The 11984-nt window shown below is 71.7% G+C and carries 13 protein-coding genes; 8 read left to right on the top strand and 5 right to left on the bottom strand.

Annotated elements, in window-relative coordinates:
* The 4 genes from ACFW2E_RS23090 to ACFW2E_RS23075 all read left to right on the top strand — a co-directional run.
* On the top strand, positions 1–244 hold a 244-nt coding region (locus ACFW2E_RS23090; RefSeq protein ID WP_384468965.1), incomplete at its 5' end, for a hypothetical protein.
* Complete coding sequence (locus ACFW2E_RS23085; protein WP_384468964.1) at positions 241–2028, top strand: V-type ATP synthase subunit A; 1788 nt, start codon at positions 241–243, stop codon at positions 2026–2028. The genes ACFW2E_RS23090 and ACFW2E_RS23085, both read left to right, overlap by 4 nt.
* A complete protein-coding gene (locus ACFW2E_RS23080) occupies positions 2025–3419 on the top strand; it encodes a V-type ATP synthase subunit B (protein WP_384468963.1) in 1395 nt (464 codons plus the stop codon). Before ACFW2E_RS23085 ends, ACFW2E_RS23080 begins: the two co-directional genes overlap by 4 nt.
* Complete coding sequence (locus tag ACFW2E_RS23075) at positions 3416–4036, top strand: V-type ATP synthase subunit D (RefSeq protein WP_384468962.1); 621 nt, start codon at positions 3416–3418, stop codon at positions 4034–4036. The genes ACFW2E_RS23080 and ACFW2E_RS23075 overlap by 4 nt, the downstream gene beginning before the upstream one ends.
* 68 nt (positions 4037–4104) lie before the next feature.
* On the opposite strand, the gene ACFW2E_RS23070 is transcribed toward ACFW2E_RS23075, so the two are convergent.
* On the bottom strand, positions 4105–4527 hold the full coding sequence (locus ACFW2E_RS23070; protein ID WP_384468961.1) for an Hsp20/alpha crystallin family protein: 423 nt from the start codon (positions 4525–4527) through the stop codon (positions 4105–4107).
* A gap of 172 nt (positions 4528–4699) precedes the next feature.
* Between ACFW2E_RS23070 and ACFW2E_RS23065 the strand changes: the two genes are divergently transcribed.
* From ACFW2E_RS23065 to ACFW2E_RS23055, 3 genes are all read left to right on the top strand, one after another.
* Positions 4700–6094 carry a nicotinate phosphoribosyltransferase gene (locus tag ACFW2E_RS23065; RefSeq protein WP_384468960.1) on the top strand — a complete coding sequence of 465 codons (1395 nt, stop codon included), beginning with the start codon at positions 4700–4702 and terminating at the stop codon, positions 6092–6094.
* A gap of 126 nt (positions 6095–6220) precedes the next feature.
* Positions 6221–6508, top strand: a complete 288-nt coding sequence (locus tag ACFW2E_RS23060) for a DUF1918 domain-containing protein (RefSeq protein ID WP_384468959.1) — start codon at positions 6221–6223, stop codon at positions 6506–6508.
* Complete coding sequence (locus tag ACFW2E_RS23055) at positions 6492–7370, top strand: universal stress protein (protein ID WP_384468958.1); 879 nt, start codon at positions 6492–6494, stop codon at positions 7368–7370. The genes ACFW2E_RS23060 and ACFW2E_RS23055 overlap by 17 nt, the downstream gene beginning before the upstream one ends.
* 296 nt (positions 7371–7666) lie before the next feature.
* Here the strand turns inward: ACFW2E_RS23055 and ACFW2E_RS23050 are convergent, their stop codons facing one another.
* Positions 7667–8110, bottom strand: coding sequence for a universal stress protein (locus ACFW2E_RS23050; protein ID WP_384468957.1), 444 nt, complete (start codon positions 8108–8110; stop codon positions 7667–7669).
* A 398-nt stretch (positions 8111–8508) separates the two neighbouring features.
* On the opposite strand from ACFW2E_RS23050, the gene ACFW2E_RS23045 reads away from it, so the two are divergent.
* Positions 8509–9267, top strand: coding sequence for a hypothetical protein (locus ACFW2E_RS23045; RefSeq protein ID WP_384468956.1), 759 nt, complete (start codon positions 8509–8511; stop codon positions 9265–9267).
* Between the two features lie 251 nt (positions 9268–9518).
* Here ACFW2E_RS23045 and ACFW2E_RS23040 read toward each other — a convergent pair whose 3' ends face one another.
* The 3 genes from ACFW2E_RS23040 to ACFW2E_RS23030 form a co-directional block, all read right to left on the bottom strand.
* Positions 9519–10826, bottom strand: a complete 1308-nt coding sequence (locus tag ACFW2E_RS23040; RefSeq protein WP_384468966.1) for a phosphatase PAP2 family protein — start codon at positions 10824–10826, stop codon at positions 9519–9521.
* Positions 10827–11008: 182 nt separating this feature from the next.
* The gene (locus tag ACFW2E_RS23035) at positions 11009–11404 is read right to left on the bottom strand and encodes a hypothetical protein (protein ID WP_384468955.1); all 396 of its coding nucleotides are present in this window, start codon (positions 11402–11404) and stop codon (positions 11009–11011) included.
* A gap of 65 nt (positions 11405–11469) precedes the next feature.
* A partial coding sequence (locus tag ACFW2E_RS23030; protein WP_384468954.1) for a peptidoglycan-binding protein occupies positions 11470–11984 on the bottom strand: 515 nt, incomplete at its 5' end.

The following is an 11984-nucleotide window of genomic DNA, read 5'->3' as shown; positions in this document are numbered from 1 at the left end:
GCTCCGGGCCGCAGTCCGAGCCGGCGTGCGCCGAGAGCTTGCGGATGGTGCCGTACCTACGGCCCGACTCACCGATGCGGCGCTGGCACTGCTGGGAAGCCGGGCGCGGGTCACGGCTGCCGCAGAGGGCGGAGTGACGGCCGAGGTGACCGGCCGACGGGTCGACCTGTCGGCGGACGCTCTCGCAGACCGCGCCCTGGAGCGGTTGGGTGCGCGGGCCGAAATGCTGTGGAGGCCGCCGTGACTCCACCGGGCGACCCGGGGGCGGGCCCCCGGGCCACGCGCGCCGGTTCGGCACCGTTCCGGGCGGACGACTCGTCCCGGCCACGCATCCTCCGGGTGGCCGGCCCTCTGGTGGAGATCGCCTGCCCTGCGACGGTCGCCATGCACGACCTGGTGGTGCTCGGCGACGCCCGGCTGCCGGGCGAGGTGGTCGCCATCCGCGGCGACACGGCCACCGTCCAGGCGTACGAGTACACGGGCGGACTGGCTCCCGGGCATCCTGCGGAGCCCCAGGGCCGCCCGCTGTCGGTGCGCCTGGCGCCCGACCTGCTCGGCGGCGTCTACGACGGCCTGTTGCGCCCCCTGGCCGGCGCCGGCGACCTCCTCCTGACGACCGGGGCGGACGTCGCACCCGATGGACGCACCTGGCGGTTCACACCACAGGTGGCCGAGGGCGGGCGGGTCGCGGCCGGGGACGTCCTCGGCGAGATCGGCGCGAGCGTTCCCCTGCGGCTCCTGGTGCCTCCGGACCTCGCGGGCGAGGTGACGCGGGTCGCGGCGGCGGGCGAGCACTCCGCGAGCGCCGTGCTCGCGGTGGTGGGCGGGCACGAGGTGCGGATGGCACAGTCCTGGCCGGTGCGCAGGCCGCGGCCGGTTTCCTCGCGGCTGCCGGCCGACGCTCCGCTGAACACCGGGCAGCGGGCCGTCGACCTGCTCTTCCCGGTGGCGCGCGGCAGCACGGTCGCCGTGCCGGGCGGCTTCGGCACCGGCAAGACCATGCTGTTGCAGCAGATCGCCAAGTGGTGCGACGCCGACGTGATCGTCTATGTCGGCTGCGGCGAGCGTGGCAATGAGATGGCGGACGTCATCGAGGAACTGTCCGAGCTGACCGATCCGCGTACCGGGGGCCGTCTGGCGGATCGGACCGTGACGATCGCGAACACCTCCAACATGCCGATGATGGCCCGCGAGACGAGTGTGCACACGGGGGCGACGGTGGCCGAGTACTTCCGCGACATGGGTCTGGACGTCGTATTGATCGCCGACTCGACGTCCCGCTGGGCGGAGGCGCTGCGCGAGTTCGCCTCCCGCATGGGCGAACTCCCCGCCGAAGAGGGCTATCCCGCCGGGCTCGCCTCCCAGCTGGCCGCGTTCTACGAGCGCGCCGCCGCGGTGCGCACCCTCGGCGGCGCGACCGGATCCGTCACGGTGATCGGCGCCGTGTCCCCGCCCGGCGGCGACCGCACGGAACCGGTGACCGCGCACACGGAACGCTTCGTGCGGTGCCTGTGGAGCCTGGACCGGGATCTCGCCTACGCACGGCACTATCCGGCCGTCTCCTGGGCGGACTCCTTCTCGCGGGACGCCGCCGCACTGACCGCCGCCCACGGGCGGGCGGGTGACCCCGAATGGGCCCAGCGACGCGGTCGGGTGGCGCTGCTGCTCGCCGAGGCGGACAGGCTGGCCGACCTGGTCGAGCTGGTGGGGATCACGGCCCTGCCGCCGCGCGAACGGATCAGTGTGCTGGCGGGACGGCTGCTGCGCGAGGCCCTGATCCAGCAGAGCGCCCTGTCCCCGGCCGATGCCTACAGCGCCCCCGAGAAGACCGCGGCCCTCGCGGAGGCCGTCCTGACGGTGATCGACCGCTGTCAGGAACTGGTGGACGCCGGCACCCAGGCGGACGCCGTCGAAGCGGTCGACTTCACCCCGCTGTTGCGAGCGCGTGAAACCGCGGGCCCGTCCGAGACCTCCCCCGTGGCGGCGGCCCGCGACCTCGTGCTGGCCCGGCTCAAGGAGGCGGGATGAGCGGCGTGACGGGCATCGAGTACACGGGCGTACGAGAACTGCGGGGCCCGCTGGTCGTCGTCGAAGGCGTGAGCGGGGTCGGCTGGGACGAGTTCGCGACGATCCTCCTCGGCTCCGGTGAACGACGGCACGGGCTGGTCCTGGAGGTGGACCGCGATCTCGCGGTGGTGCAGGTCCTCGAGGACACGGCCGGCATGGACCGGACCCGCACCCGTATCGCCTTCTCGGGCACACCGCTGCGGATCCCGGTCGGCACGGGATGGCTGGGGCGGGTGTGCACCGGGCGGGGCGAGCCGGCCGACGGCGGGCCGCCGGTTCTGGGCGAGTCGTACGCGGCCGTGAGCGGCGCGCCGATCAACCCGGTACGCCGGGAACCACCGAACGAGCCGGTGCTCACCGGCGTGGGCGCCGTGGACGTGCTCACCACGCTGGTGCGGGGCCAGAAGCTGCCGGTGTTCTCGGCAGCCGGGCTGCCGCACCTCGAACTGGCCGTGCAAATCGCGGCCCAGGCCACGTGCGGCGGCGAGGCGTTCGCCGTCGTGTTCGCCGGCATGGGACTCACACACGCCGACGCCGCCTTCGTCAGGGAGGGGCTGGCCGCCCGCTCGGCCGCACGGGAACTGACCCTTCTCATCAACACCGCCGACGCCCCGGTCATCGAACGGCTGCTCACGCCACGCCTCGCTCTGACCGTCGCCGAACACCTGGCGTTCACCGAGGGCCGCCATGTCCTGGTGGTGATGACCGACATGACGGCGTACGCCGAGGCGCTGCGCGAGGTGTCCGCCGCCAGGGGCGAGATCCCGGCCCGCCGGGCCTACCCGGGCTACCTCTACAGCGACCTCGCATCCCTTTACGAACGCTGCGGGAGGATCAGGGGCCGCAAGGGGTCGGTGACCGTGCTGCCGGTGCTCACCATGCCGGCGGGTGACATCACCCATCCCGTCCCCGACCTCACCGGTTACATCACGGAGGGACAGATCGTGCTGTCCGCGGACCTGCACGCGGCCGGCGCGTATCCTCCCGTCGACCCGCTGGCCTCGCTGTCGCGTCTGATGCGCAAGGGAGCCGGACCGGGTCGGACCCGGGCGGACCATCCGGCCGTCGCCGCGCAGCTGATCGCCGCACTGGCCCGGTCACGACAGGTGCGCGAACTCGCCGACCTGATCGGACGGTCGGCACTGAGCCCGACCGACCTGCGCCACCTCGACCTCGAGGACGCCTTCCGGCACCGGTTCCTGACCCAGGCAGCGGACGAGAACCGGTCATTGAACGAGTCACTGGACCGGGCCTGGGACGCGCTGCTGACCCTGCCGCGCAGCCAGCTCGGCATGATCCCGGCGGACCAGCTCGACGCCCACACCCCGCTGCGGGACGAGGAGCCGACGTGACCGCGCACGGGCGCCGGGTGCCGCCGGGACGGGCCGGGCGACTGCGGCTGCGACGCAACCTCGCCACCGCGCTGCGCGGAGCAGACCTGCTGGAACGCAAGCTCCACCTGCTGCTGGACCGTGAGCGCACGGAGCGACGGGCCGCGGAGAATGCGGGTTCGGCGTGGCGGGAAGCGCTGGCCGACGCCGACACCTGGCTGGTGCGCGGAACGCTGCTCGGTGGCGAACGGGCGCTGGCCCAGGCGGTGCCCGCGGACAGAGCACGCGTCGACGTCGAGTGGGCCGCCCTGATGGGAGTGCGCCATCCCGCGGCCGCTGCCTGGACGGCCCCCGTCCGCTCCCCGGCGGAGCCGACACCGCCCAACACCGCGCTCGCGCAGGCCGAGACGGCCTACCGTGCCGCGGTCCGTGCCGCCGCGGAGTACGCCGCTCACCGAGCAGCCGCCGACCTGCTCGCGGCCGAAGGCGAGCGGACCCGGCAGCGGGTTCGCGCCCTGCGCCGACGCTGGATTCCCCGGCTGCAGCGCGAACTGGCCGCCCTGGAGACGGCGTTGGAGGAAGCCGAACACGAGGAAGCGGTACGGCGCCGTTGGGCCGCATCCCACGGGGCCCGGTGAGGGCGGCGCGAGACGCGTACGACGCCGGCGGGCCCACGACGGGGCCCGCCGCATACCGTCGGCCGTCGTCAGTTGCCGTGCTGGATCTCGATGTGCTTGGCCTCCGCCTTCTGGGCGCCCAGGCCGACGCTGACGGTGAGCATGCCGTCGGTGTAGTCGGCCTTGACGTCGTCCTCGTCGGCGCCGGGCGGCAGCGTCACGCTGCGGCTCATCGCGCCGTACCGGATCTCGCTGTGGTCCTTCGCGACGTCCTTCTCCGTGCGTTCGGCCTGGACGGTCAGCACCCCGTCACTGATGAAGACGTCGATGTCATCGGGGGTCAGGCCCGGAAGCTCCGCTCGCATGACATAGCGGTCGTCCTGCGTGAAGTCCTCGATGCGGACCGTGTACAGGTCACCCATCGTGGGCATCGCGAAGCGGGCGGGAAGGCTCTCGAACCAGTCCGGCATCTCCGGGAACGCGAACCTCTGCCTGCGTGTCAGTGTGGTCATCGCCGTACCTCCTCGGCTGTCTGCAGCCTGCCGACACTTCCAGTCCAGCGCGCACGGGCCCGTACCGCTGAGGCCGAACGGCCCATGCCGGGGTCCCTGAGGTCCCTTTCCTCCCGCGCCCGCACGGTCAGACTGGTGAAGGAAGGGACCACCACACTCGGCGGCGATCATCATGTCCGACGTCACCACCACCGACCTCTATGAAGTGACCATGGCCATGTCCTACCTCCAGGAGGACATGCAGGCCCCGGCCACCTTCAGTCTCTTCGTCCGCGACCTCCCGCCCGGCCGGGGCTTCCTGGTCGCAGCAGGTCTGGAGCCGGCCCTGGACTTCCTGGCCGACTACCGCGTGGAGCGGGAGGACGTCGAGGAGTTCGCGGCCGCACTGCACCGCCCCGTCGGGGACCTCGAACCGCTGCTCGGCCTCGCCTTCCGCGGCGAGGTGCGGGCCGTCCCGGAGGGCCGTGCGGTGTTCTCCGGAGAGCCGTTGCTGGAGGTGACCGCACCGCTGCCGCAGGCCCAGCTCGTCGAGACGTACCTGCTGAACCAGGTCTGTCACCAGACGGTGGTGGCGTCCAAGGCGGCCCGCTGCGTCCTGGCCGCCGCCGGTCGGCCCGTGGTGGACTTCTCGCTGCGCCGTACCCACGGCCGGGGGGCCGGCCGGCCGGCGCCCCGGCTGGGCGCCTTGGTGGGCTTCGCCGGCACCAGCAACGTCGCCGCCGCCACCGCCCTGGGCATCCCGGCCTCGGGCACCATGGCCCACTCGTACATCGAGGCGTTCCCCGGCGAGGAGGAGGCGTTCCGGGCCTTCGCACGCAGCCATCCCGGCCCGGTCACCTTCCTCGTCGACACCTACGACACCGACGAGGGCGTGCGGATCGCGGGCCGGGTCCTGAGTGACCTGGGGCGCGGCCCCGGCTGCGCGATCCGGCTGGACAGCGGAGACCTCGATGCCCTCTCGCGGCGGGCACGCGCCATTCTGGACGGGGCAGGACTGACGGACGTGCGGATCGTGGCCAGCGGCGGACTCGACGAGTACGGCGTCGCCCGGCTCGTTCGCGCGGGTGCTCCGATCGACGTGTACGCCGTGGGAACGCGCGTGGGCGTGGCCGCGGACGCCCCGTACCTGGACGCCGCGTACAAGCTCGTCGAGTACGACGGCCGCCCGGTGATGAAGTTGTCCTCGGCGAAGGTCACGGCCCCGGGCCGCAAGCAGGTCTTCCGGCGCGCCGGAATGCCGGATGTCATCGCCCTGTGGTGGGAGGACCCGCCCGACTCGTCACGGCCGCTCCTGCGCACGGTGATGCGCGACGGCCGTCGGACGGGGCCCCCGGACCGCTGGCAGGACGCCCGCGACCGGTTCCGCGAGGACATCACCGGGCTGCCCGGCCCGGCGCGCAGGATCTGCGACCCCGAACCGGTCCGGCCGGTTCAATCCCGAGCTCTGGAGGAGCTGACGGCCACGGTACGTGCGGACATCGAGGCACGGTTGCGGCCGGACCGCCTCGCCGCGGCCTCCGCAGCGGCCGCCAGCCGCCGCTCGGGGCAGCCTGCCGGGGCATCGTGAAGAGCCGGGCGGTGGGCCGACGGGGGACGAGTCGAGGACCAATGGCCCCTGGAGACCCGACCACGCCGGGTCTTCCATGAAAGCGGTGGCGCTGCTCCGCGTCGCCACCAGGAGGAGGCGAGCGAGATGTCCGCTCCCGCACCGACAGGGAAGAACGATCCGTCCGTGCCGAGTTCCGGCCCCGAAGCGACCGGCGCCTCGATGCGTGCCCGCGTCGGCGACGAGATCGTCGTACGCGGCACTGCAGCCGGGGTCGTGGCACGGGACGGCGAGATCGTGGCTCTCCACCATCCGGACGGGAGCCCGCCGTACGACGTGCGGTGGGCCGAGGACGGACGGGTGACCCTGTACTTCCCCGGTCCCGACTCCTACATCCGGCATCTGTCCGGAGTGCGGCATGTCGCGGCCCGTTGACCGCCGGCCGGTCGTGGTGGGTGTCGATCCCGATCCCACCCGGCGGACGGCCCTGGCCTGGGCGGCCGACGAGGCCGCCCGCCGCCGGCTGCCGCTGCGCCCCGTCCACGTCGAGGGCGTGCCGACCGGAGGCGTTCGCCGGGAGGTCCCGCCGTCCTGGGAGGAATGGAACGAATCACTGCACGCGGCCGGACAGCAGGTACTCGAACAAGCAGCCGACTTCGTCGCGGCCCGGCACCCACAGGTCGAGGTGGACACCGTACTCGCGGAGGGCGACCCCGTATGGGTGCTGCGTGAGCAGAGCCACGACGCCACGGCCGTCGTGCTCGGCTCGCGTCATCTGAGCCGCGCCCAGGAAGTGTTCGGCTCCGCCTCGATCGCCATTCCCGTCATGGCCCACGCCCGCTGCCCCGTGGTCGTCGTGCCCGAGCCCGAGCACACCACCCAGGACCCCGCGTACTACGTCGTCGGCGTCGACGGCAGCGAACACTCGGCCGCCGCGGTCGACTTCGCATTCGAACTGGCGGCACTGCGAGGCGCCGCACTACGGGCCTTGTACGTCTGGGAAGCAGGCCCGCTCAGGATCTTCGACGAGTACGCCCCCCAGCAGGAAGCCCGCCGGCTGCTGTCCGAAGTCATGGCCGGACGCCACGACCGCTACCCCGAGGTGGACCTGCATCACGAACTGGTCGTCGGACATCCCGTACAGGTGCTCACCGACGCCTCGGCACACGCACTGGGCCTGGTGGTCGGGACCCGCGGCCACGGAGGCTTCACCGGGATGCTGCTGGGCTCGGTCAGCCAGGGCGTACTGCACCACGCCCGCTGCCCCGTCATCGCCGTGCCGACCACACCGACGTGAGACCGACGCCACCACACCCCACCGAGAAGGGAAGCCACCGTGACCGCACAACCCTTGGCCGTGAACACCGTCTCCGGGCTGGTGGCGGAGGCGGCATCGGCACCCTCACTGGGTCCGGCTGCTGCCCGAGCCGGATGACGCGGCGCTGGATACCGAGGTGAGTATGCGGTGCGCGACTTCACCGTCGGCCGTCGGGGGCCGGAGCGGGACCGGGCGTCCTTGGAATGGAACCCGCACGTCGCGCCGCTGCGTGCGGGCGGCGACGGGCCCGCGTGGCGATGGTGCCACGGATCAGGTCACGACGGCTCGGGGCGCACGATCACGACCGGGCAGTCCGCGTGGTGCGACACGTGCTGGCTGACGGAACCGAGCAGGGCGCGGGTGAACCCACCCCTCCCACGACTGCCCACCACCAGGACCTCCGCTCCCTCCGCGGCCCGCAGCAGGACATCGGCGGCGTTGCCGTGCGCCACGTGAGTCCTGATCGATCCGGCCGCGTCCGCGCCCAGCACATCGGTGAGTTCTTGCTGCATCCGCTGCCGGGCGTCTTCCACGTCCACGTCCACGTCCACGGCGGGCGCCGACCAGCTGTACAAGCCCGGCAGTTCCCATGCGGCGACCGCGTCCACTGTGCCGCCCACGAGGCCTGCGTAGCGCACGGCCCACCGCAGGGCCGCGTACGAGGCCGTCGACCCGTCGACACCGACCACGACCCTCGGCCCGGAGACTTCCTTGTCCATCTCTCCCACCTCTCCGACGGTCCTCGACCGCCCGACCGGTCGCCCCTTCGTCTCCACACTGTGCGCGGCACGACGCCGCCGCGAGAGATACGCCCCCGGGCGCATGACGGACAGCACGGCGGTCGGCTTCCGTAACGCGCAGGCCACCCGGGCTCGACGCGTTCCCGGCCGCGCGCGAATGCCGCCGCGAGCGATCGGTCACACGGTCGCCGTGGCCCTTCGATGCCCCGCATGCGACGAGGTGCCGGGCCACGGGGTGGACGCCCTTCACCGGCAGGGTGAACCGCAGCGGTGGTGTCACACCGAACACCTCACTGCCTGTTCGATGCACTTGCCTGTTTGATCACGGCTGGAAGAGACTGGCGTCCATTCGCAGGGGAACGACGGGGGAACGAGCGATGACCTCGATGGGAACCGGCACGGTCCGGGGGGCGGACGGACCGCCGCCCCTCCCGGCCAGGGTCGGCCGGAACCGGCTGGTGGGTGCCGCGCTGATCATTGTGTCCCTGGCCGCCGCACTGACCTGCTGTCTCGTCTTCACCACCTGGCTGCCCACCGAACGCATGCTTTACCGGGACTACAAGGCGGCCGAGGCGTGCCCCGCCCGCACCGTGATACCGAGGTCGGAGGACTGCCTGCGGAAGGTCACCTTCACCGTCGAGGGCACCCGCAAGACCCGCAAGAACATGCGGGCGACCCTGCTCGGCCCGGAGCCCTTCCCCAGGATGGTCGTGCCGTTCGGCGACTCGGGACCCGTGCTGAGCGGGCTCCGGCGGGGGGACCGGGTCACCGGCACCGTGTGGCGCGGCAGCGTCGTGGTGGTCGCCGAGGGGGACGTCCGGCAGAGTTCCGCCGACGCGCCTCGGGACGAACCCCAGATGACGGCCGCCGTCGGCACGTTCGCGGGACTACTGGCGGCGCTGGCGCTCATGTTCGGCGCGATGCGTCTGGCCAGGCCGCGCGACCCCGGACTGTTCACCTGGCGCCCGTACGGCAAGTGGCTGCTCATAGTCACAGGGGTCACCTGTGCCGCCGTGGGTCTGTCCACCGTGTGGACAGGCCTCCCGTGGTCGCTCGTCCCCACGGTCTGCGGGACGGTCGTGGCGGGCACGGCCTGGTTCCTCCACCGGGACCTGCGGCAACGGGCCGGCCGGTAGAACAGCCATGACCCTTGCTCTTCCCCGGCCACGACCGGCCGTGGCGGGAGGACATGGGGCCGAAACGGTCGGCGGCGCCTGTCCGCATCGATAAGGCGTAGCGGCGAGAGCCCTCCACCGGATACACGGTCGGCGCGCTCTCGGGTGCCGCTCACGGCGACAGCGTCATCCGAGAGCGCTGCCTTGCCGACGTACCTGTGCCGCCCATGGCCCACGCGTGGCCCTGCGCATCTTGATGGCCTGGGCCTCTCCTACTGGACAGCGCTGAGTTCGGGTTGTGTTTCCGGTTGCCGCACCGATTCGGCCCTCGGTTCCCACAGTCTGGTGGTCCGCAGATAGCCGTGGATCACCGAGCTCATCGCCAGAAGGAGAAGCGGTCCGAACACCCACGGATGCTTGGCCATTTCCAACGGCAGATAGCGGTACGACACCAGGAGCGCAACGAAGACCACTGCGCCGTGGGCGACCAGCCGGATTCCTGACCGATCCCAGCCACGGTCGTACGAGCGCACAGCCGCCTCGATCGTGAGCGTGAATACCACGCCGGCGATGAGGTCCGCGCCGTAGTGGTAGCCGAAGCCCAGCGTCGCGACGAGCGTGGCCACCAGCCAGAACGTGCCGCCGTACCGCAGAATCCGTGGACCCTTGCGGGAATGAATGAAGATCGCGGTGGCCCACGCCGTGTGGAGGCTGGGCATGCAGTTGCGCGGGGTGATCCCGTCGTACGGCACGGGGTACGGGGTACCGATCGGCGGCGGTGTGTGCGGCCACAGGTTGGCCACCGCCCAGTGCACACCGCCGGTGCCGGAGGCGCCCGGGCCGTAGGCGAAGACCGGTCCGACCACCGGGAAGAGCATGTAGATGCCCGGCCCGAGGAGGCCGATCACCAGAAAGGTGCGGACCAAATGATGGCGCGGGAAGCGGCGTTCGATCCTCACGTTCCGCAGCTGGTACAGCGCGACGACGATCGCGGCCACCGCAAGCTGGGCGTAGACCCAGTCGAGAAGATGGGTGCCGATCGGGGCGCTGTCCTTGACTATCCGGCCTGCCAGCCATGACGGGTTGCCCAGGGCGTGATCGGCGGTCGCCACGTACGGATCGAGCACCATGGGGCGGGTCTTCGACGTGATGAGCAGCCAGGTGTCACCGGTCTTGCGGCCGGCCACCAGCAGCAGGCCCAGCCCGACGCCCTTCAGCAGCAGGACACGTTCCCGGCCGGTGCGACGCGTGACAGCGATGACGGCACAGCCCAGCATCACCCACAACGCGCCGTTGCCGAAGAAGTGGCCGTCCTCGGTCTTGGCGTCGACCGCCCACCGCACCAGTACGAAGACGACGTCGATGCCGATCGCGACACCGGCCGCGATGAACCGTTGCCGCCAGGTGAGCACCACCATCATCAACGCCATGCCGGCGTACAGCGGCCCCGGCTTGGGGGCCAGTACGACCTCTTCCACCTGGTTGGTCATCGGTCCCGGCACGCCGGCGCAGCGACGCGCGACGACCTCCAGCGCGACGAGGAGTCCCAAGGCCGCCACACCCGCCGTCGCCCACAGCATCGCCCGCGGTCGACGCCATGCGGCGAACGTGATCTTGCCGTCTATTCGCGAGAACAACCGCGACACTATAGGAATCAATTGTTTGGCCGATTTGTTAGTTGTTAGCTGAATATGTCACTTCGTGCTGAATAGCGTGGTTTTCTGGCAGGAGACGGGCGATGAGGGCGCTCGTCGAGAGCCGATCATGCCATCGAAGCGGTTTCGTGTCGGTCGCCGGGCTGGTAATGGACGGCACTATGGCCGAGGCCGTCAGTCCGGGCGAGCGCTTCGGAGCTTGCCTGCGACCGTTGGTATCCGGCGGCCGAGGACCCGCCCGAACTCGGCGACGAACCCGCGGCGAAGCCGCGCCGCGTTCCGGATCTCGAAACCTGCGGCTCCGGGTTTTCGTGCAGTGCCGCGATCCGCCACAGGGCGAATGTCACATGGTCCTGCTCGATGCGGGGAACCACGTCGGCCGGGGCGGTGATCTCGGCCGGTGTGGTGGGCGGTTGTGCGTCGGGGTGCGGTGGGGGCTCGATGCCCTCTCCTGTGCTCGAGGGGCGGCGTACGGCCTGCTCCACTGTCATCTCTTCGAGCACTTCGCGCAGTGCCTGGCCCGGTGTGCGCGCCAGGAGCCGGTCCCACTGCGCCGCGCCTCGAGTGGCTACTTCGTGCGCAGCACGAGAGCGTAGCGGGTGTTGTCCCCGTACACGCCCGGCTCGTCCCCGCGGATGCCGAACCGTTTCTGGAAACGGGCCACAGCCTGCCGGACCTGCGTGCCGAATCGGCCGTCGATCACACCGCCGTCGTAGAGATGCGGGATCTGGAGCAGACGTACCTGCAACTCGTACACCCCATGCCCGCTGTCGCCCTGACGCAGTGTCCCGGTGCCCGGGATCTCGGGGAGCGCGGTATCGCCGGGCTGGGGCTGTTCGGTTCGCCCGAGGGACGCGGGCGGCGCCGTCGGCGCGGAACGCTCGTTCGTGAGCAGCGAAGAGGCAAGGATCAGCCCGCTCACGGCACCCAGCCCGAAGATCCCGGCGATCCCCATGTGCCGCCGGTCCGTGAATCGCCGACGATGCCCGGAGCTTTCCCCGGGTGCGGCCGGCCGGGCGGATTCCGGGGGCGGCGGCGTCTCGTGCGGTGGGGCGACGAGCGGCGGCGTGCGCGGAGCAGGTC

The sequence above is a fragment of the Streptomyces sp. NPDC058964 genome (genome assembly GCF_042741275.1).
Taxonomy (GTDB): domain Bacteria; phylum Actinomycetota; class Actinomycetes; order Streptomycetales; family Streptomycetaceae; genus Streptomyces.
The sequence above is the reverse complement of the archived record's forward strand: the minus strand, read 5'-3'. Positions and strand labels throughout refer to the sequence as shown.